The sequence below is a fragment of the Streptomyces sp. S4.7 genome (assembly GCF_010384365.1).
GTDB lineage: Bacteria > Actinomycetota > Actinomycetes > Streptomycetales > Streptomycetaceae > Streptomyces.
The window spans coordinates 5092441-5114128 of sequence record NZ_CP048397.1 but is presented as its reverse complement, the minus strand read 5'-3'; the positions used below and the strand labels follow the sequence as shown (position 1 = coordinate 5114128).

At 70.7% G+C, this 21688-nt stretch carries 18 protein-coding genes, 2 tRNA genes and 1 pseudogene; 8 read left to right on the top strand and 13 right to left on the bottom strand.

What is annotated here, in order from left to right:
• Nucleotides 1-157 precede the first annotated feature (157 nt).
• The 6 genes from SSPS47_RS22965 to SSPS47_RS22940 form a co-directional block, all read right to left on the bottom strand.
• Nucleotides 158-1693, bottom strand: a complete 1536-nt coding sequence (locus SSPS47_RS22965) for an HD-GYP domain-containing protein (protein WP_164252691.1) — start codon at nucleotides 1691-1693, stop codon at nucleotides 158-160.
• A gap of 190 nt (nucleotides 1694-1883) precedes the next feature.
• Nucleotides 1884-2204, bottom strand: a complete 321-nt coding sequence (gene rsrA, locus SSPS47_RS22960; RefSeq protein WP_164252690.1) for a mycothiol system anti-sigma-R factor — start codon at nucleotides 2202-2204, stop codon at nucleotides 1884-1886.
• The gene (locus SSPS47_RS22955) at nucleotides 2201-2860 is read right to left on the bottom strand and encodes a sigma-70 family RNA polymerase sigma factor (protein ID WP_023538783.1); all 660 of its coding nucleotides are present in this window, start codon (nucleotides 2858-2860) and stop codon (nucleotides 2201-2203) included. The genes rsrA and SSPS47_RS22955 overlap by 4 nt, the downstream gene beginning before the upstream one ends.
• A 277-nt stretch (nucleotides 2861-3137) precedes the next feature.
• Complete coding sequence (locus SSPS47_RS22950) at nucleotides 3138-3782, bottom strand: alpha/beta family hydrolase (RefSeq protein WP_164254876.1); 645 nt, start codon at nucleotides 3780-3782, stop codon at nucleotides 3138-3140.
• A 108-nt stretch (nucleotides 3783-3890) separates the two neighbouring features.
• On the bottom strand, nucleotides 3891-4706 hold the full coding sequence (locus SSPS47_RS22945) for an SOS response-associated peptidase (RefSeq protein WP_164252688.1): 816 nt from the start codon (nucleotides 4704-4706) through the stop codon (nucleotides 3891-3893).
• A 197-nt stretch (nucleotides 4707-4903) separates the two neighbouring features.
• Nucleotides 4904-5419: a lytic polysaccharide monooxygenase auxiliary activity family 9 protein gene (locus tag SSPS47_RS22940; RefSeq protein ID WP_164252687.1), complete on the bottom strand. Its 516-nt coding sequence runs from the start codon at nucleotides 5417-5419 to the stop codon at nucleotides 4904-4906.
• A gap of 347 nt (nucleotides 5420-5766) precedes the next feature.
• Here SSPS47_RS22940 and SSPS47_RS22935 point away from each other — a divergent pair, with 347 nt between their 5' ends.
• The 4 genes from SSPS47_RS22935 (at nucleotide 5767) to SSPS47_RS22920 (ending at nucleotide 9540) form a co-directional block, all read left to right on the top strand.
• Nucleotides 5767-6504 (top strand): M50 family metallopeptidase, encoded by a 738-nt coding sequence (locus SSPS47_RS22935; RefSeq protein WP_164252686.1) that lies wholly within the window; start codon nucleotides 5767-5769, stop codon nucleotides 6502-6504.
• Nucleotides 6505-6697: 193 nt separating this feature from the next.
• Nucleotides 6698-8074 carry a 3-phosphoshikimate 1-carboxyvinyltransferase gene (gene aroA / locus SSPS47_RS22930; RefSeq protein WP_147873946.1) on the top strand — a complete coding sequence of 459 codons (1377 nt, stop codon included), beginning with the start codon at nucleotides 6698-6700 and terminating at the stop codon, nucleotides 8072-8074.
• Nucleotides 8075-8078: 4 nt separating this feature from the next.
• The gene (gene rsgA, locus SSPS47_RS22925; RefSeq protein ID WP_147873947.1) at nucleotides 8079-9089 is read left to right on the top strand and encodes a ribosome small subunit-dependent GTPase A; all 1011 of its coding nucleotides are present in this window, start codon (nucleotides 8079-8081) and stop codon (nucleotides 9087-9089) included.
• 124 nt (nucleotides 9090-9213) lie between these two features.
• Nucleotides 9214-9540 carry a multidrug efflux SMR transporter gene (locus SSPS47_RS22920; RefSeq protein WP_147873948.1) on the top strand — a complete coding sequence of 109 codons (327 nt, stop codon included), beginning with the start codon at nucleotides 9214-9216 and terminating at the stop codon, nucleotides 9538-9540.
• Between the two features lie 382 nt (nucleotides 9541-9922).
• On the opposite strand, the pseudogene SSPS47_RS22915 reads toward SSPS47_RS22920, so the two are convergent.
• Nucleotides 9923-10384, bottom strand: a pseudogene (locus tag SSPS47_RS22915) (TetR family transcriptional regulator); the annotation flags it as partial.
• A gap of 139 nt (nucleotides 10385-10523) precedes the next feature.
• Here SSPS47_RS22915 and hisN point away from each other — a divergent pair.
• Together hisN and SSPS47_RS22905 are read left to right on the top strand one after the other, a co-directional pair.
• The gene (gene hisN, locus SSPS47_RS22910; RefSeq protein ID WP_164252685.1) at nucleotides 10524-11324 is read left to right on the top strand and encodes a histidinol-phosphatase; all 801 of its coding nucleotides are present in this window, start codon (nucleotides 10524-10526) and stop codon (nucleotides 11322-11324) included.
• Nucleotides 11325-11560: 236 nt separating this feature from the next.
• Entirely contained in the window at nucleotides 11561-11962 is a 402-nt protein-coding gene (locus SSPS47_RS22905; protein WP_164252684.1) for a CBS domain-containing protein, read from the top strand.
• A gap of 91 nt (nucleotides 11963-12053) precedes the next feature.
• Here the strand turns inward: SSPS47_RS22905 and SSPS47_RS22900 are convergent, their stop codons facing one another.
• The gene (locus SSPS47_RS22900; protein WP_164252683.1) at nucleotides 12054-13505 is read right to left on the bottom strand and encodes a catalase; all 1452 of its coding nucleotides are present in this window, start codon (nucleotides 13503-13505) and stop codon (nucleotides 12054-12056) included.
• Nucleotides 13506-13647: 142 nt separating this feature from the next.
• Between SSPS47_RS22900 and SSPS47_RS22895 the strand changes: the two genes are divergently transcribed.
• On the top strand, nucleotides 13648-14064 hold the full coding sequence (locus SSPS47_RS22895; protein ID WP_164252682.1) for a Fur family transcriptional regulator: 417 nt from the start codon (nucleotides 13648-13650) through the stop codon (nucleotides 14062-14064).
• Between the two features lie 95 nt (nucleotides 14065-14159).
• On the opposite strand, the gene SSPS47_RS22890 is transcribed toward SSPS47_RS22895, so the two are convergent.
• The 4 genes from SSPS47_RS22890 to SSPS47_RS22875 form a co-directional block, all read right to left on the bottom strand.
• A tRNA-Met gene (locus SSPS47_RS22890) sits at nucleotides 14160-14233 on the bottom strand.
• Nucleotides 14234-14324: 91 nt separating this feature from the next.
• Complete coding sequence (locus SSPS47_RS22885) at nucleotides 14325-16307, bottom strand: tetratricopeptide repeat protein (protein ID WP_164252681.1); 1983 nt, start codon at nucleotides 16305-16307, stop codon at nucleotides 14325-14327.
• Between the two features lie 237 nt (nucleotides 16308-16544).
• Nucleotides 16545-16618: transfer RNA gene (locus SSPS47_RS22880), tRNA-Met, on the bottom strand.
• A gap of 43 nt (nucleotides 16619-16661) precedes the next feature.
• Nucleotides 16662-19583, bottom strand: a complete 2922-nt coding sequence (locus SSPS47_RS22875; RefSeq protein ID WP_203558100.1) for a UPF0182 family protein — start codon at nucleotides 19581-19583, stop codon at nucleotides 16662-16664.
• A 159-nt stretch (nucleotides 19584-19742) separates the two neighbouring features.
• Between SSPS47_RS22875 and SSPS47_RS22870 the strand changes: the two genes are divergently transcribed.
• On the top strand, nucleotides 19743-20339 hold the full coding sequence (locus tag SSPS47_RS22870) for a PPA1309 family protein (protein ID WP_147873953.1): 597 nt from the start codon (nucleotides 19743-19745) through the stop codon (nucleotides 20337-20339).
• Between the two features lie 214 nt (nucleotides 20340-20553).
• Here the strand turns inward: SSPS47_RS22870 and SSPS47_RS22865 are convergent, their stop codons facing one another.
• Nucleotides 20554-21645 (bottom strand): PDZ domain-containing protein, encoded by a 1092-nt coding sequence (locus SSPS47_RS22865; RefSeq protein WP_164252680.1) that lies wholly within the window; start codon nucleotides 21643-21645, stop codon nucleotides 20554-20556.
• Between the last annotated feature and the right edge of the window lie 43 nt (nucleotides 21646-21688).

The following is a 21688-nucleotide window of genomic DNA, read 5'->3' as shown; positions in this document are numbered from 1 at the left end:
CGGGGCCGCCCGCCGTCCGGTCCCCCGGCGTTCACGCGCGACCGCCGGGGACCCGGGCGCGGGCCTTGCCGCCGGCGGCACGGCCCCCACGGTCTCGCGCCGCGGGGGCCGTGACGAGGAGCGGTCGGGGTCGCCCCGCCGCCGGCCCGCGCCGCCTTCACGCGCCACCGCCGGGAGCGCCCGGTGTCGTCGGTCTCGTCGGGGTCGTCGGGGTCGTGCGCGGGCCGTCCGGGTGGCGTGTGGGTGGGACATCTTTTCGGGGGGCTGCGACCGCGCGCTCAGGTGCCGGAAGACGCGCCCCGGCGCGCACGGCGGGCTCGGGCGGGCGCCGTGGCACGGGGCACTGCTCGTCCGACGTCACCGCCGTCTGCCAGCCGTGGCGGTCCAGCGCCCGTACGAGCGCCCGCACCATCCTGGGGTCGAACTGGGAGCCCGCGCAGCGCCGCAGCTCCGCCACCGCCACCGGCACCGGCCGCGCCCGGCGGTAGGAGCGGGTCGAGGTCATCGCGTCGAAGGCGTCCGCGACGGCGACGACCCGTGCGAACTCCGGGATCTCGGCGCCCGCCAGTCCGTACGGATAGCCGCTGCCGTCGAGCCTTTCGTGGTGGTGCAGGATCGCCGACCGGGCCTCGCCGAGGAAGTCGATGCCGCGCACGATCTCGTGGCCGTACTCGGGGTGCAGCTCGATGACGCGCCGCTCCTCCGGGGTCAGCGGCCCGTCCTTGCGCAGCACGCGCGTGGGGACGCCTAGCTTGCCCACGTCGTGCAGGATCCCGGCGAACCGGAGGACCTCCAGGCGTTCGCCGTCCATCCCCAGCTCCCCGGCGATCATCGCCGACGCGCGCCCCACGCGTTCGCTGTGGCCGCGCGTGTACCGGTCCTTGAGGTCGACGGCCTGCACGAGTGCCCTGATGGTCGCCTGGTGGGCCGCGCGCTCACGGTGGTACTGCGCGAAGACCCAGCAGGAGATGTACATCGGCAGCAGTACGAAGAGCGCGGAGAGCGGCCCGTACGGGCTGCGCCAGAGGACGGCCATCATCAGCCCGGCCAGCGCGTGCGCGCCGTACGGCGCGAGCGAGCGCGGCAGCAGGCCGCGCCAGGCCGTGCGGACGGGGCGCCGTTCGGCGGTGACGAGGATGCCGCCGTCGAGCGCGCTCAGGACCACGCAGAGGGCGAGCGCCCCGGCCCCGGCGGGCAGCAGGACGTACGGGAAGTCGGGGACGCCGTGGCCGGGGGCGGCGGCGGTGCCGCCCAGCGCGGCCGGTCCTCCGAGGAGCCGGTGGGCCTGGGCGGCGCCCCAGACGGCGATGGCGAGCTGCGCCGCGCGCCACACCCGGCGGACCCCGGCCGGCCGGCGCGTCACCTGGCCGGCCAGCGCTCCGGGGACGGCCACGAGCGCGGCGGCCGCGGGCGGCAGCAGGTACGCGGCGGTGAGCAGCACGGGGAAGAACGATCCGGCGGCGACGGGTACCGAGCCGCGCACCGATCTCCCGGCGAAGCGGCAGCGGGCGGGCGTCTCGCAGAGCGCGTACAGCGCGCCGAGCAGCAGGACGGCGGGCCACAGGCTCGCCGTCCCCGCCACGGGGCCCAGCAGTCGTAGCCCGGGCAGCGCGAACGCGGGAAGCACACACGTGAGGGCGCCCAGCGCGGCGCAGCAGATGTACGCGCGTGCCGCTACCGGAATGGCGTTCACCCCGCTCTCACCCCGCACCCGCCCCCTGTGCCACCGGCCCGAAAGGAAGGGCCAGGCTAGCCAGTTGGGCGTCGCCCCACCGGTGTGCGGCGGTGATTAGCACCATCGGGTGATACGTGGGGAAATACACGCGGGGCGCGCCGCGATGTGCGCGGCGCGCCCCGTAGGCGTGTGGTGCTGCGGTTGCCGACTACTCGCCGGCGGCCGCCGTCCGGTCGGTGTCGACGGCCGTCACGTCCCGCTCGGGCACGGTGTGGCCCGCCCGGATGAGGTCGATCCGCCCCATGACCTTGGCCCGCAGGTCGGTGGGCACGTCGTCCTGCCCGCAGCACCGCTTGACCAGCTTCTTCACGGCCTGTTCGAGTCCGTACTTCTCCAGACACGGTGAGCACTCGTCGAAGTGCTCCTCGAACTTGGTGCGGTCCTTGTCCGGCATCTCCCGGTCGAGGTACTCGTAAAGATGGTCGAGAACTTCGGTGCAATCCGTCTCGTGCGGCTCTCCGCAACTCATGAGCCCGAGCCTTTCCGATCGTCCGACGACTCTCCGGCGCCGGCCGGGGCAAGCCCGCGCTCGCGGGCGTAGTCCTCAAGCATGCCGCGCAGTTGACGCCGGCCACGGTGCAGTCGCGACATCACCGTACCGATGGGTGTCCCCATGATGTCCGCGATCTCCTTGTACGCAAAGCCCTCTACGTCGGCGAGATACACGGCGATGCGGAACTCCTCGGGAATCGCCTGGAGCGCTTCCTTGACGTCGGAGTCCGGAAGGTGGTCGAGCGCCTGGGACTCTGCGGAGCGCAGCCCCGTGGACATGTGCGACTCGGCGCGCGCCAGCTGCCAGTCCTCGATCTCCTCGGCGGCGCTGCGCTGGGGCTCACGCTGCTTCTTGCGGTACGAGTTGATAAAGGTGTTGGTGAGGATGCGGTACATCCACGCCTTGAGGTTGGTGCCCTCACGGAATTGGTGGAAGGAGCCGTACGCCTTGGCATAGGTCTCCTGCACGAGGTCCTCGGCATCGGCCGGATTGCGCGTCATACGCAACGCGGCCGAGTACATCTGGTCGAGGTAGCCGAGTGCGTCCCGCTCGAAGCGGGCGTTGCGCTCGGCGGCTGACTCTTCCTTGTGGCCGTCGTCGGTCCCTGTGTCGGTCCCAGTGACCGGACCCACCTCCTCCAACGCTGCGGCGGGCCCGAAGGCGGACCCACTCGAATCGGAGAATAGTCGACCTTGTGCCGAGGCGGGCCGCGGTGCCGTCTCGGCCGACGGACGAACAGGCGCGGTCCTGGGTGCGGAGAGCACCGTCCACTCCACTTCGGTGGCGTGCGACCGGGCGGGGCAGATGGTCGAACCCATGCGACGGACTCCCTTTCCAGGATCTGTGTACCGACATCCGGCACAACAGTCGCCGCCCACGACGCATTCCCGGGTGCGCGGGCACCCTCCGTCAACGGGCCGACTGTGACCGGATCCACTTCCCGACGCCGTCGGTGAGCACCGTCAGGGCCTCGTCCTGGCTGATCGTGGCCCGCTTGGGGACGGTGAAGGAGTGGTCTGCGTACGGCACCTCCAGCAGTTCGTGAGCGCCGTCGGGGAATTCGGCGGGCTTCCCGAAGGGGTCGTTCCCGCCCTGGACCACGAGCGTCGGCACTCCGGCCCCGAGCAGTTCGTCCGCGCGGGACTTCTCCGGCCGGCCGGGCGGGTGCAGCGGGAAGCTCAGCGCCAGTACCGCGTGGGCGCCCAGCTCGCCCGCGGTACGGCAGGCCACCCGCGCCCCGGCGCTGCGCCCGCCCGCGACGACGGGCAGGCCGCGCTTCGCCAGCGCCGGCCACAGGGCCCGCCAGCCGGTGTCCAGCGTCCTGGGCGCCGGTGCCAGCTTCTTCCCGGCGACCCGCCACGGCTGCTCGACCAGCGCCACGCTCACACCGAGCGGGGGCAGTGCCGCGGCGAGCGCCTGGAGGTCGCGCGCCTCGATGCCGCCTCCCGCGCCATGGCTGACGGCGAGGACGAGGCGCGCGGCCGTCCCCTTCTTGGGAGGGCGCCAGGTGATACGGGCGTCGCCCGCGGGAGTGTCGACGATCTCGCTCTGCATGCGCACCAGGATCACACCGGCGCGCGGGAAGAGCGGGGATCCCCTGCCCGTGCGCGGCACGCGGCCTCCGTGGACCGGTCTCCTTGCCCGCCGCGGTCCGACCCTCCTCTAGAAGAGGGTGCTCTCCTCGGGCGCCGCCAGCTCCTCCAGGAGTTCCGGGCCGTTGTTCCGTACGTTGCTGACGGCCGTCGCCACGGGATAGGCCCGCATCAGCCCCTCCGGGGGCGGCGCCAGCAGCTCGCGCAGCTGCTCCACGTCCGTACGGGCCGGATCCAGCCAGGCGTCCCACCGGTCGGGCGTCAGCATCAGCGGCATCCGGGGGTGGATGTCGGCGAGCGATCCCGGCCCCTCGGCGGGCGCCACCCCGAGCGGCCCCGTCTCCGCGTCGGTGGTGATGACCGAGCAGGTCACCCACCAGGCGTTCGGGTGGTCGTCGGGCAGGGTCTTGTCGCGCCAGAACTCGTACAGCCCGGCCATGGCCATGACCGACCCGTCGGCCGGGGTGACGAAGTAGGGCTGCTTGCGGGGCCGCTTCCTCTTGCCCAGCTCCTCCAGCTGCCGCTCCTCGGGGGCCGTGACCCACTCGTAGTAGCCGTCGGCCGGTATGAGGCAGCGCCGGGAGGCGAAGGGCCGCCGGAAGGACGGCTTCTCGTGCACCGTCTCCGCGCGCGCGTTGATCATCCGGGCGCCGCCCTCGGGCGTCTTGGACCAGGACGGCACGAGCCCCCACTTGAGCGTGCGGAGCTGCCGTACGGGGGCGGGGTCGTCGGCGCCCTTCACCGGGCGCTCCAGGACGACGTAGACCTCTTTGGTGGGTGCGACGTTCCAGTCGGGCGCGAGGGTCTCCTCCGGCTCCCACTTCTCGACCTCGAAGAGCCCGACGAGATCTTCCGGCCTCCGGCTCGCCGCGTACCGACCGCACATGTTCGACCACCCCTTGCCCATGACCCGACGCACTCGCGCCGGATCACGCTACCGACACCCCTCCAACCCTCGCAGATGGTCCGGCGCCGGTGTGCCGGGGCGGCGGGCGGACGGTGGTCCGGCCGCCGCCCTGTCGGGACCGGCGACTGCCCCGGCCCCAACAGGGACGGACGACCTCAGCTCAGCCCTGGCTTCGGTCAGCGGATGTTGACGTCGACGCAGGCGTAGAACGCGTTCGCGGTGTCGAAGACGTTCCAGACGGCCAGGACCTTCTGATTGCCGCGGATGCTGCCGAAGTTGACGTTGTGGCTCACGGTCGCGCCGGGCTGGGCGCCGCCGTCGTTGAACTCGGCGACCTTGGTGTTGCCGACGAAGTACTGCCAGGTGCTGGTGCGGTGCCGCGCCGTCAGCGTCCAGGTGAACGTCTGGTTGGCGCTGATGTTGGAGCGCTGCCAGCCCTTGCTGTCGTCGTTCAGCTCGGCGAAGCGGGCGACGCCGCCGTGGCAGTTCTTCTGGCCCTTCGGGCCTTCGACGCTCTGCGGCTCCCACTTGATGTCGCCGCAGGAGACGACGCCGGTCTTGCACTGGTCCTGGCGGCTGGCGGGCGAGTTGATCCAGCCGTGTGCGCCGGCGGTCGGGGCGGGGAGGGTGACGGCGATGATCGGCGCGACCGCCGCACTCAGTACGAGGCCGAGACGAGTTTTCTTGTGCATGACAACTCCTTCGTGGTGACGTCCGCCGGGGCGGCGCCGAAGACGCGCAGGCTCCGACCTGTGACGGACTCACTGCGTGTGGGGAACTCGCGAAGGTGCACGAACAGTTGCATCGACAGCCGTTGAGATCCGTTGACGGTCCGGCGCCAGAGCTGTCGCGGGGCTTTCCATTCTTTGATGTTCTACTAGGTCTAGACCATGACAGCCGCTCTCGGGCGCCGTCAAGACTTGAACTGTCCTTGACCGCACGTGGCTTGAAAGACCCCAGCAGCCGCGCGGGACCCCCCGCCGTTCACCCAAGTGCCACACTGCGACGACGCACATCCTCCTAAGGAGCCGCCCGAGCGATGATCAGCACCGACTCCAGCGCCCGCGCGGCCGCCTCGACGGGCGATCTGTGGGACCGCGTCTTCGGCACCCAGCCCGTCCCCGAGGACTGGCTGGTGATCGCCACCGCCGTCGTCGCGCTCGCCGCCGTCGTCCCGCACGCCCTCTGGCGGCTCTCGCGCAACGCCGTCACCATCGCCCACGAGGGCGGGCACGGCCTCGTGGCCCTCCTCACCGGCCGCAAGCTCGACGGCATCCGGCTGCACTCCGACACCTCGGGCCTGACCGTCAGCCGCGGCAAGCCCACCGGCATCGGCATGATCCTCACCGCGGCGGCCGGTTACACGGCCCCGCCGCTGCTGGGCCTGGGCGGCGCCTGGCTGCTCGCCGCGCACCACATCACTCTGCTGCTGTGGCTGGCCACGGCCCTGCTGCTGGTGATGCTCGTGATGATCCGCAACGCGTACGGGGCGCTCACCGTCGTCGTGACGGGTGCGGCCTTCCTGCTGATCTCCTGGCTGACCGGACCGACCGTGCAGGCCGCGTTCGCGTACGCCGCCGTGTGGTTCCTGCTCCTCGGCGGCGTACGGCCGGCGTTCGAGCTCCAGTCCAAGCGGCGGCACGGCGGCGCCCCCGACTCCGACGCCGACCAGCTCGCGCGGCTGACGCATGTACCGCCCGCGATGTGGCTGTTCCTCTTCCACGCCGTCTCGCTGTGCTCACTGATCGGCGGAGGCACCTGGCTGCTCGGCCTGTAGGGCCGTGGCGCCGCGGGGCATCGCGGCCGCGGAGGCCGCGGGGCATCGCGGCCGCGGAGGCCGCACGGCCCGCGGGGCGGACGCGGCGCTTCCGCGAGCCGGTCGACGCCTCCATACCACCTTCGTATTACGCCCCGATTTCAGCGTATTTGATCGAGATCGGGGCCGTTGTGCAGCCATTAAAGTAAAGGCCATGACCGAAAGCGCCGTGCACCCTGCCCCCTGGCCCGCCCCTTACGCGAGCGGGGCCGTCGAAGCGACGGTCACCGTGCCCGGATCGAAATCGGTCACGAACCGCGGACTCGTCCTCGCCGCGCTCGCCGCCGAACCCGGCTGGCTCCGCCGCCCCCTGCGCTCACGCGACACGCTCCTGATGGCGGACGCCCTGCGCGCGATGGGCGTCGGCATCGAGGAGACGGTCTCCTCCAGCTCGGCAGCCGCGGGCTCGATGACCCCCGCGCGCGGCGCCGGGGACCCGTCGTTCACCGGCGAGGCCTGGCGGATCTTCCCCAACGGACTGCACGGCCCCGCCACGGTCGACGTCGGCAACGCGGGCACGGTCATGCGCTTCCTGCCGCCCGTCGCGACCCTCGCCGACGGCCCCATCCACTTCGACGGCGACCCCCGCTCCTACGTACGGCCGCTCAACGGCGTCATCGACGCCCTGCGCGCCCTCGGCGCCCGCATCGACGACGAGGCCCGCGGCTCGCTCCCGCTGACCGTGCACGGCGGCGGCGCGCTGGACGGCGGCACGGTCGAGATCGACGCCTCGTCGTCGTCCCAGTTCGTCTCCGCGCTGCTGCTGTCGGGCCCGCGCTTCAACCAGGGCGTCGAGGTCCGCCACGTCGGCGCCACCCTCCCGTCCCTGCCGCACATCCGGATGACCGTCGACATGCTGCGCCGCGTCGGCGCCCAGGTCGACGAGCCGGAGACGGGCGGCGAGCCCAACGTCTGGCGGGTCTCCCCCAGCGCGGTCCTCGGCCGCGACCTGACCGTCGAGCCGGACCTCTCCAACGCCCAGCCCTTCCTCGCCGCCGCCCTCGTGACCGGCGGCCGGGTGACCGTACGGGACTGGCCCAGCCGCACCACACAGCCCGGCGACGCGCTGCGCCGCATCTTCACCGAAATGGGCGGTTCCTGTGAACTGACCGAACAGGGGCTGACATTCACCGGCGGCGGCCGGATCCACGGCATCGACGTCGACCTGAGCGAGGTCGGCGAACTGACACCCGGCATCGCGGCCGTCGCGGCACTCGCCGACGGCCCCTCCACCCTGCGCGGCGTCGCCCATCTGCGGCTGCACGAGACGGACCGGCTGGCCGCCCTCACCAAGGAGATCAACGAACTCGGCGGCGACGTCACCGAGACCGCCGACGGCCTCCACATCCGCCCGCGCCCCCTGCACGGCGGCGTCTTCCACACGTACGAGGACCACCGCATGGCGACGGCCGGATCGATCATCGGCCTCGTCGTCGACGGCGTGGAGATCGAGAACGTCGCGACGACGTCCAAGACCCTGCCCGATTTCCCGCGGATGTGGACCGAGATGCTCGCGGGAGCGGGAGCCTGACGCGATGCGCCGCTACGGCAAGAACCCCGACGAGGACGACATCCGCTCCCGCCCCAACCCCAAGGGCAACCGACCGCGTACGAACATCCGCCCCAAGCACGAGGACGCGGCCGAGGGCATGGTCCTGACCGTCGACCGGGGCCGGCTCACCTGCCTGGTGGGTGACACCGTCGTCCTCGCGATGAAGGCGCGCGAACTGGGCCGCAAGGCCGCCGTGGTCGGTGACCAGGTGTCGCTCGTCGGGGACCTGAGCGGAAAGAAGGACACGCTCGCGCGCATCGTACGGATCGAGAAGCGACGCTCCGTACTGAGGCGCACGGCGGACGACGACGACCCGTTCGAGCGCGTGGTCGTCGCCAACGCCGACCAGCTCGCCGTGGTCACGGCACTCGCCGACCCCGAGCCGCGGCCACGGCTGATCGACCGCTGTCTGGTCGCGGCGTTCGACGCGGGACTCGAACCGCTGCTGATCCTGACCAAGTCCGACCTGGCGTCGGCGGACGAACTGCTGGAGACCTACCGGCCGTTGGGGATCCGGTACGTCGTCACACGACGGGACGAACTGGCCACCGGCGAGGCGGCCGACCGCGTGCGCGAGTATCTCGAAGGCCGGATGACCGCGTTCGTCGGTCACTCAGGCGTCGGCAAGACGACACTCGTCAACGCCCTGGTGCCGGACGACCGGCGCCGGACGACCGGCCTGGTCAACGCGGTCACCGGGCGCGGCAGGCACACCACCACCTCGGCGCTCGCGCTGCCGCTGGAGAAGGCGGACGGCTGGGTGATCGACACTCCCGGCATCCGCTCCTTCGGCCTGCACCACGTCGACCCCTCGCGCGTCATCCTGGCCTTCCCGGATCTCGTACCGGGCACGGAGAACTGCCCGCGCGGGTGCAGTCACGACGAACCGGACTGCGCGCTCGACGCGTGGGTGGCCGAGGGCCACGCCGACCCGTCGAGGCTCGACTCGCTGCGCCGGCTGCTCTCCACCCGTGAACGGCGCGAGGGCGACTGATCCCGCCCTGTTTGCCGCCCACAAGCACTGTTAAGTGCATAAACTCACCAAGTCTCGGCAAGCCCTACCAAGGGTTACCAAGGCCCGGAAAAGACGCGGTGGGCAATACGGGGAGGCACGGACGATGGCGTGGGTGCTGGTCGTGGTCGCGGGGCTGCTCGAAACGGGCTTCGCCGTCTGTCTCAAGCTCTCCCACGGGTTCACCCGGCTCTGGCCGACGATCGCCTTCGCGGTCTTCGCGCTGGCCAGCTTCGGTCTGCTGACGCTCTCCCTCAAGAAGCTGGACGTCGGACCGGCGTACGCGGTGTGGACCGGCATCGGCGCGGCGGGTACGGCGATCTACGGGATGATCTTCCTCGACGACCTGGTCTCCACGCTGAAGATTGTCTCGATCTCACTGGTCATCATCGGGGTCATCGGCCTCCAGCTCTCGGGGTCGTCGCAGCACTGACCGCCGCGATCGGCCCGGCGACGGCCGCGCGCACCAGGCGTCCGACGGGCTCCGCGTCGGGCGCGACGACATGCGCGAGAGCGAGACGCACGGCCAGCTCGCAGCGGAAGGCCAGCTCGGCGGACTCGTCCTTCGTACGGACGGCGGGCTCGGGGGCACGGGGCGGTGCGACGGAGCGGCCGTTCTCGGGCCGGGGCTGATCGCGCCGGGCCCGCTCCGGTCCGCGGTGCTGCGGCGTACGTCCCTGCTCGGCACGCGCCTGCTCCGCCCGGGCCTGTTCGACGCGCGCCCGCTGTACCCGCCCCGCCTGCACGCGCAGCGGGTCCGTACGCGGCTGGTCGCCCCGGAGCTGGTCCGTACGGCCCCGGCGGTCCGGCCGGCCCGGATCCAGCGCGGCCACGGCCCGGTTCCGTACCGCCGCCACCAGCTCCGCCGGGGCGGGCAGCCCGGCGTCCGCGCGTCGCTGGGCGGGCGCGCCCCCCGGAGGAGCCGCCGGGCGCAGGGGACGCGGCGCCGGGTGGCGCTCGGTCCAGCCGTCGGTGAGAAGCGCCCTCAGCAGGGGTCTGGAGCGCGCCTCGGAGACCGTCCACTCGGCCACCGACACCAGCCGGTCGACCGCGTCCGCCGGCTCGGCCAGCAGCCGCTCGACGCCGTACAGGTACAGATCCGCCTCGCGCCGTACGAGCGCGCGGGCGAGACCGTCCTTGCTGCCGAACTCGTTGTAGAGGGTCTGCCGCGAGACCCCGCCGGCCGACGCGACGTCGACCATCCTGACGGCGGACCAGGACTGGTCCGTGAGCGCCGAAAGAGCGGCGTTGAGTAGGGCTTCACGCGCTGTAGGCATCGTTGCCTCCCGGGCCGTTCGGCTCCGCACTCAGAGTTGACGCAGCCTCGGGCGCTGTCAAGAGGACCGGATGCGGGTCCGGCCGCCCGCGGCACCGGCCCGTAGCCCGATCTTGGACGCTGTCGATACTGTGACGACCATGCCCGATTACCACGATGATCTGCGACTCGCCCATGTCCTCGCGGACGCCGCCGACGCCGCGACGATGGACCGGTTCAAGGCCCTCGACCTGAAGGTCGAGACCAAACCGGACATGACCCCGGTGAGTGAGGCCGACAAATCGGCCGAGGAGCTGATCCGCGGCAATCTCCAGCGCGCGCGGCCCCGTGACGCCGTACTGGGCGAGGAGTACGGCATCGAGGGCACCGGCCCGCGCCGCTGGGTCATCGACCCGATCGACGGCACCAAGAACTACGTACGCGGCGTGCCCGTCTGGGCGACGCTGATCTCGCTGATGGTGGCGGGCGAGGGCGGCTACGAGCCGGTGGTCGGCGTGGTGTCGGCGCCCGCGCTGGCGCGCCGCTGGTGGGCGGCGAAGGGCGGCGGCGCGTACTCGGGCCGCAGCCTCTCCGCGGCGACCCGGCTGCGCGTCTCGAACGTCTCGCGCATCGGGGACGCCTCGTTCGCGCACTCGTCATTGAAGGGCTGGGAGGAGCAGGGCCGCCTCGACGGGTTCCTGGATCTGACCCGCGCCTGCTGGCGGACGCGCGGGTACGGCGATTTCTGGCAGTACATGATGGTCGCCGAGGGCTCCGTCGACATGTGCGCGGAGCCGGAGCTGTCGCTGTGGGACATGGCGGCGCCGTCGATCATCGTCCAGGAGGCGGGCGGGCGGTTCACGGGCCTGGACGGGCGTTCGGGGCCGCACAGCGGCAACGCGGCGGCGTCGAACGGGGAGTTGCACGAGGAGCTGCTCGGTTATCTGAACCAGCGCTACTGAGCGCGCGCACGCCGGCACCCGGCCGAGATTTTACTGTCGGCGATGGGCCATTCGGGGGTTCGGCGATCCTTGGGGCGCCGGGGGCGTGCGCTTCGGATCATCGTGCGCCGGGCGCCGCGCTTCGCCCGCCCCCTTGTTGACTCACCGTGCCGGTGTCACTCTGAGACCACCCCCATTTGTGAACTTGTGAATCCGTTCTCCAGCAGAGGGACGGTTCACCTAGGAGGTCTCCATTCATGCTCGTCCGTGACGCCATGAGCACGGTGGTCCTCACCATCGGGCCCACCCACACACTCCGCCAGTCCGCGCAGCTGATGGCGGCACGCCGGGTCGGCGCCGCCGTCGTCCTGGACACCGACAAGAGCGGCCTCGGGATCATCACCGAGCGTGACATCCTGATCTCGATCGGCGCCGGCCAGGATCCCGAGGAGGAACTGGCCGGGACGCACACCACCACCGAGGTCGTGTACGCCTCACCGACCTGGACCCTGGAGGAGGCGGCCGAGGCGATGACGCACGGTGGCTTCCGTCATCTGATCGTGTGCGACGACCACGAGCCGGTCGGCATCGTCTCCGTACGCGACATCATCCGCTGCTGGGCCCCGGTCGCGCGGCGCCCGTCGGCCCTGACCGGCTGAGATCCCGACGGGCTGGGAGACGTCGCGGGGCGGTGGTGGAAGCCGGATCCGTCCCGGAACCCGGCTTCCACCACCTCATCGGCGAGGGCCGTCAGCCGCGCAGTGCCTGGACCGCGGTGTCCAGCCTCTTGCCGAAGTCTCCGTCCGCCTGACGGAAGTTGCCGACCGCTCGCTCGGCGATGTCGTCGCGCGAGACCTGGGAGATGAACTGGGCGAGATTGGCGACCAGTCGGCCCTTCTCGTCCTCCGACATCAGCCGGTAGAGATTGCCGGCCTGTACGAAGTCGTTGTCCTCGGCGTGGCCGGGGGCTTCGGTGTTGCCCGTGGTGCCGGTGACCGGAACGGGCTGCCAGAGCGGCCTGTCCGTCTGGAACGGGCCGCCGAAGCTGTTCGGCTCGTAGTTCCTGGCGCCCTTGTGGCGGCCGTCGTACAGGAATCCGTCACGGCTGTTCGTCCGCGCCTCGGTGGCGTGCGGACGGTTCACCGGCAGGTGGTCGGCGTTGATGCCGACGCGGTAGCGGTGGGCGTCGCCGTACGCGAACAGACGGCCCTGGAGCATCTTGTCGGGCGACGGGCCGATGCCGGGCACGAAGTGCGCCGGGCTGAAGATCGACTGCTCGACCTCGGCGAAGATGTTCTCCGGGTTGCGGTTGAGCTCCAGCTTGCCGATCTCGACGGGCGGGTAGTCCTCGTGCGGCCAGACCTTGGTGAGGTCGAACGGGTTGAAGCGGTAGCCGGCCGCGTCCGCCGCGGGCATGACCTGGACCTGCACGGTCCAGGAGGGGAAGTCGCCGCGCTCGATGGACTCGCGGAGGTCGCGCTGGTGACTGTCGGGGTCGACGCCGGAGAGCCGGTTCGCCTCGTCGGTGGTGAGGTTCTTGATGCCCTGGTCGGTCTTGAAGTGGTACTTGACCCAGAAGACCTCGCCGGCCTCGTTGTTCCACTGGTACGTGTGCGAGCCGTACCCGTTCATGTGGCGCAGCGTGGCCGGGATGCCCCGGTCGCCGAACAGCCAGGTCACCTGGTGCGTCGACTCGGGGCTCAGGCCCCAGAAGTCCCATACGTTGTCAGCCTCCTGGCTGCCCGTGTACGGGTCGCGCTTCTGGGTGTGGATGAAGTCGGGGAACTTGATGGCGTCCTTGATGAAGAACACCGGGGTGTTGTTGCCGACGAGGTCGTAATTGCCCTCCTCCGTGTAGAACTTCAGCGCGAAGCCGCGCGGGTCGCGGACCGCGTCCGCCGAGCCGAGGTTGCCGGCGACGGTGGAGAACCGCAGGAAGGTCTCGGTCCGCTTGCCGACCTCGGAGAGGAACTTGGCACGCGTCCACCGCGACACGTCGCGGGTGAGCGTGAAGGTGCCGTACGCGCCGGCGCCGCGGGCGTGCACGATGCGCTCCGGAATGCGCTCGCGGTTGAAGTGGGCGAGCTTCTCAAGAAGAGCCTGATCCTGAACCAGAACGGGACCACCGGCGCCGGCCGTCTCGCTGTTCTGGTTGTCGGCCACCGGCGCGCCGGCCTCCGTAGTGAGCGGTCCCTGCGTCACGTGCGCCTCCCGGTCATCCTGCTGAACCTGTCCCTCGGCGGTTGCCTGCCACGATCCTACAATGGACTTTGTCTAAGTCAAGCAGGGGTCCAACTCCACACTCGTTCACGATCTGGGCGGCTTCACTGTTAAGCTGATCCTCATGAGTGACCTGTTGGAACGACTTCGCGAACGCGGCTGGCGGATGACCGCCCAGCGCCGCGTGGTGGCCGAGGTCCTCGACGGGGACCACGTACACCTCACGGCGGACGAGGTCCACGCGCGGGCCGTCGCACGGCTGCCCGAGATCTCCAGGGCGACCGTGTACAACACCCTGGGTGAGATGGTGACGCTCGGAGAGGTCATCGAGGTCTCCACGGACCGCCGCGCCAAGCGGTACGACCCGAACGCCCACCGGCCCCACCACCACCTGGTCTGCGCGCAGTGCGGCACGATCCGCGACGTGCACCCGTTGGGTGACCCGCTGGCCGACCTCCCCACGACGGAGCGCTTCGGTTTCGCGATCTCGGACGTGGAAGTGACCTACCGGGGCACCTGCCCCAACTGCGCGCGGGCCTGAGCCCGTTGGGGACCCGTCCCCGGGTCCGAGCGCCTCATCGGCACACGACGAAGGCCCGGATCCTGTATCGGATCCGGGCCTTCGTCCTTCTTCAGTAGCGGGGACAGGATTTGAACCTGCGACCTCTGGGTTATGAGCCCAGCGAGCTACCGAGCTGCTCCACCCCGCGTCGGTGAACACGACATTACGTCACCCCGTCGACCAGCGCAAATTCCCTTCCGGCGGCGGAAAGACGGCGGTCGCCCGACGGCGACCGCCGCTCACGCGGTCAGCTCCTGCTGCAGCGCCTCGCGCAGCCGCGCGGCCCGCTCCGTCACCTCGGACGGCCCCAACTCCACGGCGCGGGCGCACCAGCGCTGCCCCTCGGCCAGCTCCCCTCGCCGGGCCGCGAGCAGCGCGAGCCGCAGCGCCGCGCGCCCGTGGCCGGCCTGCGCCGCGCGCGACCACCACAGCGCCGCCTCCCGCTCGCTGCCCTCGCGGGCCAGCAACAGCCCCAGGTTGAAGGCGCCGTTGCGGCTGCCCGCCTCCGCCGCCTCCCGGTACCAGCGCGCCGCGTCCGTCATGTCGCCGCGCCCGGCGGCCAGCATCCCGACCCGCACCTGGGCACGCCGGTGACCGTGCTCGGCCGCCCGCTCGTACCACTGCTCGCACTCGCTCTTCTCCGGCTGCGTCTCGCCGAGCGCGGGCGCGCCCGGCGGTGGCCGCCGCGCGTCCAGCACCGTCGCCAGCCGGAAGGCCGCCTCCGTGCTGCCGCCACCGGCCGCGCACCGCAGATGCCGCTCCGCCGCCTGCTCGTCGCCGTCCCTGAGGCACGCGATGCCGACCTGGAGGGCCGCCTCGGTGTGCCCGGCCGCCGCGGCCCGCTCGTACCAGACCAGGGCCGTACGGTCGTCGTCACGGCCCGCGTGGAGGATGCCGAGGTTGAACGCGGCGTCGACACTGCCCGCCTCGGCCGCCTTGGAGAACCACGGCTCGGCTCCTGTCGGGTCACCGGCCTGGAGGAGCAGTACGGCCAGCGCGTTGGCAGCCTCGCGGTGGCCCGCGTACGCGGCCCGCCGGTACCACTGCTCGGCCTGCGCCGTACGGTCCTGGGCGGCGCAGAGCAGCCCGAGGTTGTACGCCCCGTTGACGTCGCCCGCGTCCATCGCGGCGCGGTACCAGCGCTCGGCGGTCTGCTGTTCACCGCGCGCGGCGTGGAGCGCGCCGAGGGCGTTTGCGGCGTTGCCGTCGCCGTCCTGCGCGGCCCGCAGCCACCAGACGGCCGCGCTCTCCTCGTCGCCCGCGTCACGCAGCAGGAAGCCGAGGGCGCAGGCGGCCCGCGCCTCGCCGCCCTCGGCGGACGACAGATACCAGCGCCCGGCCTCCTTCAGCTCACCGCCGCTCTCCAGGATCGCGCCGAGGTGCAGCGCGGCGCGGCGGTGCCCGCGGGCCGCCGCCTGCCGGTACCACTGGGCGGCCTCGGCGAGGAGCGACTGCCCGGCGTCGGCCGCGGCCCCGGGGCCCGCGCCGTCGACACCGACGGGCGTCCGGGGGACGCTCTCACGGACGTCCGAGGCCGAACTGCCGCGGGCGCCGTCCCGTTTGCCCGTGATGACCGCGCGGACGGCGTTGCCGGTACGCGCGGCCTGGCGCGCCCGTCGCTCCAGGCCGCGCGCGAGGCGGTACGAGGCCTCCCGGTGCCCCTGCTCGGCGGCGGCCCGCAGCCAGCGCTCCGAACCGACGTCGCTGCGGTGCTCCAGCAGATCGGCGAGGGCGTACGCGCCCAGCGCGTGCCCCTGCTCGGCGGACAGCCGCAGCCAGTACTCGGCGGCGGGCTCGTCGCCCTGCTCGCGGTAGTGCCGGCCGAGCGCGTGCGCCGCGGCGGCCGATCCGGCGACGGCGGCGACCCGCCACCAGCCCGACGCCTCCTCGGTGTAACCGCGCTGGTGGAGGAGGACTCCCAGGTTGTTGGCGGCGGCGCGGTCGCCCGCGGCGGTGGCCGCGCGCAGGTACTTCTCGGCGGCGTCGAGATCGCCGCGGCGCAGCAGCAGCGCGCCGAGCACACTCATCGACGCGACGTCACCCGTGTCGGCGGCACGCCGGTGGCGCGCCTCCGTCTCGGCGTCGGCGCTCTCCGTGGGCCCACCGGCGGCCGTGGCGCCGGCCGCGCCCCTGGAGTTCTCGACGTCGGCGGGATCATCCACCTGTCGCGGCACAAACCGCCCTGTCTCCAACAGAGTTGCCCTGTCCCCCATAAAGTCCATCGTTGCACCACCTGTTACCCGCGTACGCCTGGTATATCGCGGCCAGCAAGGTCACTTCAGCGTTTTGTCGACATGCCCACAGAGAGACAACTCAAACTCCACTCCGGTCAACTCGCCACTCCCACCGCCCACTTCACCGAACACACGGTCACGGACCGGCCACGAACAGGTACGAAGACATCGCAACGCGCAGCAAAGGCCCGGATCCTTGTCGGATCCGGGCCTTTGACTGAGAAGTAGCGGGGACAGGATTTGAACCTGCGACCTCTGGGTTATGAGCCCAGCGAGCTACCGAGCTGCTCCACCCCGCGTCGTTGTGTTCCAAACCGTACCACGACGCGGGGTGACCGCTGATCAGCTCTTGTCGTCGCTCCCGCCAGCCGGTGGCTTGGCCGGCGTCTCGGCGGCCTTCTCCGCCTCGGCAGCGCGCGCCAGGGCGTCCTGAAGGGCCTCCTGGGCCTTTCCGTACGCCTCCCAGTCCTGCTCCGCCAGAGCCGCCTCACCGTCCGTGTACGCCTTCTGGGCGTCGGCGATGGCGTCCTTGAGCGCGGCGTCACCGGTGGCGGGCGGCGTCGTGGTGTCACCGTCGCCCGGTGGCGGCGTCGTCTCCGGCGGTGGCTCCTCGCCGTCGACACCGAACACCGCGTTCAGCGCCTCGGACAGGCTGTCCTTGAAGACCGGCTTGCCTCCGTAGGAGACGGCCACCTTCTTCAGCAGCGGATAGTTCGCGCTGCCGCCCCGGGCGTACACCGGCTCGATGTAGAGGAAGCCCTCGTCGAGCGGCACGGTCAGGAGATTGCCGTACTCGATGTCCGAGTCGGTGCCTCTCAGGTTCCTCACGAACTCGGCGACTTCGGGTACGCCGTTCAACTCGCTCTGCACCTGTTGTGGTCCCTGGACCGTGGAGGTCACTCTCAGGACCCTGATCGTGCCGTAGTCGTCACTGTTGGCATCGGCGTCGACCGCCATGAACGCCCCCAGGTTGGGACGTCCGTTGGGTGTGAAGGTCGTCGTCAGCGAGAACTTCTGGGACGTCTGTCCCGGCATCTTCAGACTCAGGTAGTACGGCGGGACAGCGCTGTTGTCCTTGTTCGTCGGGTCGTCGGGCACCTGCCACGCGTCGGAGCCGCTGTAGAACTGGGCGGCGTCCGTGACGTGGTAGCGGGTGAGCAGCTCGCGCTGGACCTTGAACATGTCCTGCGGATACCGCAGGTGGGCCAGCAGCTCCGGCTTGATGTCCGCCTTCGGCTTCACCGTGTTCGGGAAGGCCTTCATCCAGGTCTTGAGGACCGGGTCCTCGGTGTCCCACTGGTAGAGGCTGACCGAGCCGTCGTACGCGTCGACGGTGGCCTTCACCGAGTTGCGGATGTAGTTGACCTGGTTCTGCTGCGCGACGACCGCGCGCTGGTTGTTGGTCAGCGAGTCGGCCGTGGTGTCACCGAGCGTCGTACGCGAGGCGTACGGATAGCCGTTCGTCGTGGTGTAGGCGTCGACGATCCACTGGATCCTGCCGTCGACCACGGCCGGGTAGGCGTCGCCGTCGATGGTCAGCCACGGTGCGACCGCCTCGACGCGCTCCTTGGGCGTGCGGTTGTACAGGATCCGCGAACCCTCGCCGATGGCGCCCGAGTAGAGCATCTGCGGCTCGCTGAACGCCACGGCGTAGGCCGCGCGGTTCACCGGGCTGGAGAGGTCGACACCGCTCTTGCCCTTGTAGCTGGTGGTCCGCTCACCGTTCTTCTCGTAGTCGAGCTCCTTCTGCGGGCCGCCCACGATCGAGTACTGCTGGGTCTTCTCGCCGTAGTAGATCCGCTGCTCGTACTTGCCGAGCTGACCGGTGGTCGGCAGACCGGACTCCGTGAAGTCGGGCGCGCCGATCGTGCCGTCACTCTCCTCGGTGACCGTCCCGGTGCCCTTGGACGCGATCGCTCCGTACCCATGGGTGTAGGTGAAGTGGTCGTTGATCCAGTTGCGCTTGGGGATACCGGTGATGTTCAGCTCGCGCAGACCGATGACCGTGTCCTGCGGCTTCTTGTCCGGGCCGAGGTAGCGGTCGACGTCCAGCGTGTCCGGGAACTGGTAGTACTTGCGTTCCTGCTGGAGCTGCTGGAAGGCGGGCGAGACCACGTTGGGGTCGACGAGCCGGTAGCTGGCGGCGGAGTCGGCCGCCTTGCGCTGCTCGGCCTTCTTGTCGGGGTCGCCCTTGCCCGAGTAGTCCGTCACATCGGCGTCGTCGATGCCGTACGCGGAGCGCGTGGCATCGATGTTCTTCTCGATGTACGGGGCTTCCTTGGCCTGCTCGTTCGGCTGGACCTGGAACTTCTGCACGATCGCCGGGTACAGGCCGCCGATGAGGATGGCGGACAGGACCATCAGACCGAAGCCGATCACCGGCAGCTGCCAGGTGCGGCGCCAGAGCGTCGCGAAGAACAGCACGGCGCAGATGGCGGCGATGCAGAACAGGATCGTCTTCGCCGGGAGGTAGGCGTTGGCGTCGACGTACCGCAGACCCGTCCAGTTGCCGGTGGCCTTGAAGTCACTCGACTTGACCGCGAGCCCGTACCGGTCGAGCCAGTACGCCACGGCCTTGAGCGAGACGAACACACCGAGCAGCACCGAGAGATGGCCGGTGGCCGCGCCCGTCGCACGCGCGCCGGGGCTCGTGACGCGCAGCCCTCCGTACAGATAATGCGTCAGCGCGGCGGCGATCAGCGCCAGCACGACGGCGGCGAAGCCGAAGCCGAGCATGAAGCGGTACCAGGGCAGATCGAACGCGTAGAAGCTCACGTCCAGGTTGAACTGCGGGTCCTTCTGTCCGAAGGGCACCCCGTTGATCCACATCAGCCAGGTGCGCCACTGACCGGCCGCGGACGCTCCGGCGATCAGCCCGACCAGGGCGGTGATCCCGAGCAGCACCCACTTCTTGTACGGGGCGATGCCCATGCGGTACCGGTCGAGGCTCTGCTGCTCCAGCGACATCGCGCTGAGCGGCGGACGCAACCGGTGCGCCAGCCAGATGTTGACGCCGACGGCTGCCGCCATCAGCAGACCGAAGACCGCGAACAGGCCGATCTTGGTCCAGAGGGTGGTGGTGAAAACGGACGAGTATTTCACCGAGCGATACCAGAGCCAGTCGGTCCAGAACCCCGCGAACATGACGAACAGCATGGCCAGGACGGCCAGGATGCCCAGTGTCATGAGCAGGGTCCGGGCACGTCTGGACGGCCGGCCCACTCTGATCCGTGGCCCGGTCGGGCCTCCGCCGCGGTCCGGCATCTGGAAAGCCAACGTGCGCACCTCGAAGTTCGCGGTCGTGTGAAGCAGCTGAATCAGCGTCTGTCAGCGGGCCCAAGCGATCGTAGGGCCCACCCATGCAACTTACTGAGGCTTTACCTAGTTCCCGCACGGGGGTCCGAAGGAGGCAGGATGTTGGCCATGTCCAACCTTTCCTCCTCCTCTTCCTCGGCCTCCTCGTCCGATCAGCCGTCCTCGGCATCGGGTCCGGTCGCCTCGACCCCCATCACCCGGGCGGTGCTGGAGATCGACGAATACGCCTCCGGCCTGGGCTGGGACCAGCCGGCCAGACTGTTCGCGCTCGTCGACACGGCCCGGCTGCGGTCCGACGAGCCGGAGCTGGCCACCCAGCTCGGCCTCGACGACGGCTCGACACCCGCCCCGCTCACGCCCGTCGAGCAGGACGAGATCCCGGCGGGCACGCCGCTCGACGAGTTCCTCGCCACGATCGCCTGGCCGGGCGCGGTGGCGGGCTGCGCGATCACGGTGGAGCGTCTGATGCTGCCGCCGTCCGCCGAGGCGTCGGTGCCCGAAGACCTCGACGAGTCCGCGCTCGTGGACTGGGTCGCCGCGCACCCGGACCGTCAGGAGGTACGGATGACGGTCGCCGTCCTGCGTGACGGGACACGGGACTCGGCGCTGCGGCTGCGCGAGAAGGACTCACCGACCCAGGTCCTGACGGGCGCGGGGCTGGTACCGGGCCTCGCGGAGGCCCTGTCGGCGACGTTCGAGGCCTAGGAGCTTCTTGCCGGACGGGCCCCGCCGGGGGCCCGTCCGGCACCCACGACCAGCCCCCCGGCGCCCACTTCGACCCCGCCCGCACCACGCATCCCGCCCGGCAGGCACATCAAACCGGCCCGGCGATCGAGGACACCCCGCCCGCACGGGCGGAACCGTTTCAGCCCGTCCGGCGATCGAGGACAGGACCCGCCCACCAGGCGACCCGCGACGATCAGCGCGTCGAGCAGCTCGGCAGATCCCCCGTGTCCCCGCCCTTGATCTTCTCCAGAGACGCCGTCGCGTCCTTGATGTTCTTCACCCGCACCAGCGTCAAACCGTCCGGGATGTCCGAGGCCGCCGCCGCACAGTTCTCGTCCGGCGTCAGGAAGTACCGCGCACCCGCGTCCCGCGCACCGACCAGCTTCATCCCGATCCCTCCGATCGGGCCGACCTTCCCGTTGTCGTCGATCGTGCCGGTACCCGCGACGAACTTGCCGCCCGTCAGATCGCCCGGCGTGATCTTGTCCACGATCCCGAGCGCGAACATCAGTCCCGCGCTCGGGCCGCCCACATCGGCCAGCTTGATGTCGATCTCGAACGGGAACGTGTGGTCCGTCCCGGCCTGGATCCCGACGATGGCCCGGTCGTCGCCCTCGTCCGACTTCACCGTCCTGACCGTCACGTTCTCGCTGCCCTCGGGCTCCTTGCCGGCCTTCTCGGCCTTCTCGGCCACCTTCGCCGGGACGATCGTGAAGACGACGTCCTCACCCGGCTTGTGCTTGGTGACGATCTCGGCGACGTCCGGCGGCGCCTCGACGGTCTCGCCGTCCACCGCCTTGATCACGTCACCGGCGTGCAGAGCCCCTTCGGAGGGGCTGTCCTTGACGACCGCCGCGACGACGACCCGCGACGTGACGGGGATGTTCTCCTCCTTCAGGGCCGCGACCTTCGCGCTCTCCTGCGACTGGCTGAACTCCTCGGCGTTCTCCTGCGTCGACTGCTCCTCCGTCTTGCCGTCCGGATAGAGCGTGTTGTGCGGCACCACGATGTTGTCGTGCGACAGCCAGCCGTAGACCGCCTCGACCACATTCATCTTGTAATCCGCGCCGGTGACCCTGACGGTCGTCATATTGAGATGACCCGTCGTGGGATAGGTCTTGCGACCCTCGATGTGGAGCACCGGTTCGCCATTCGCGTCGCCGAGTGTGTTCACCGTGGGACCGGGACTCATCTCCGCGTACGGAACGGGGATGAACACTCCCGCACAGAGCAGCGCGATGAGGACGAGAGTGGAAGCGAGCATCGTCGCGGTGCGGCGTGGCATGGAACGACAGTACGGGAACGGTCTGTCGGCGCACCCCCGGGGC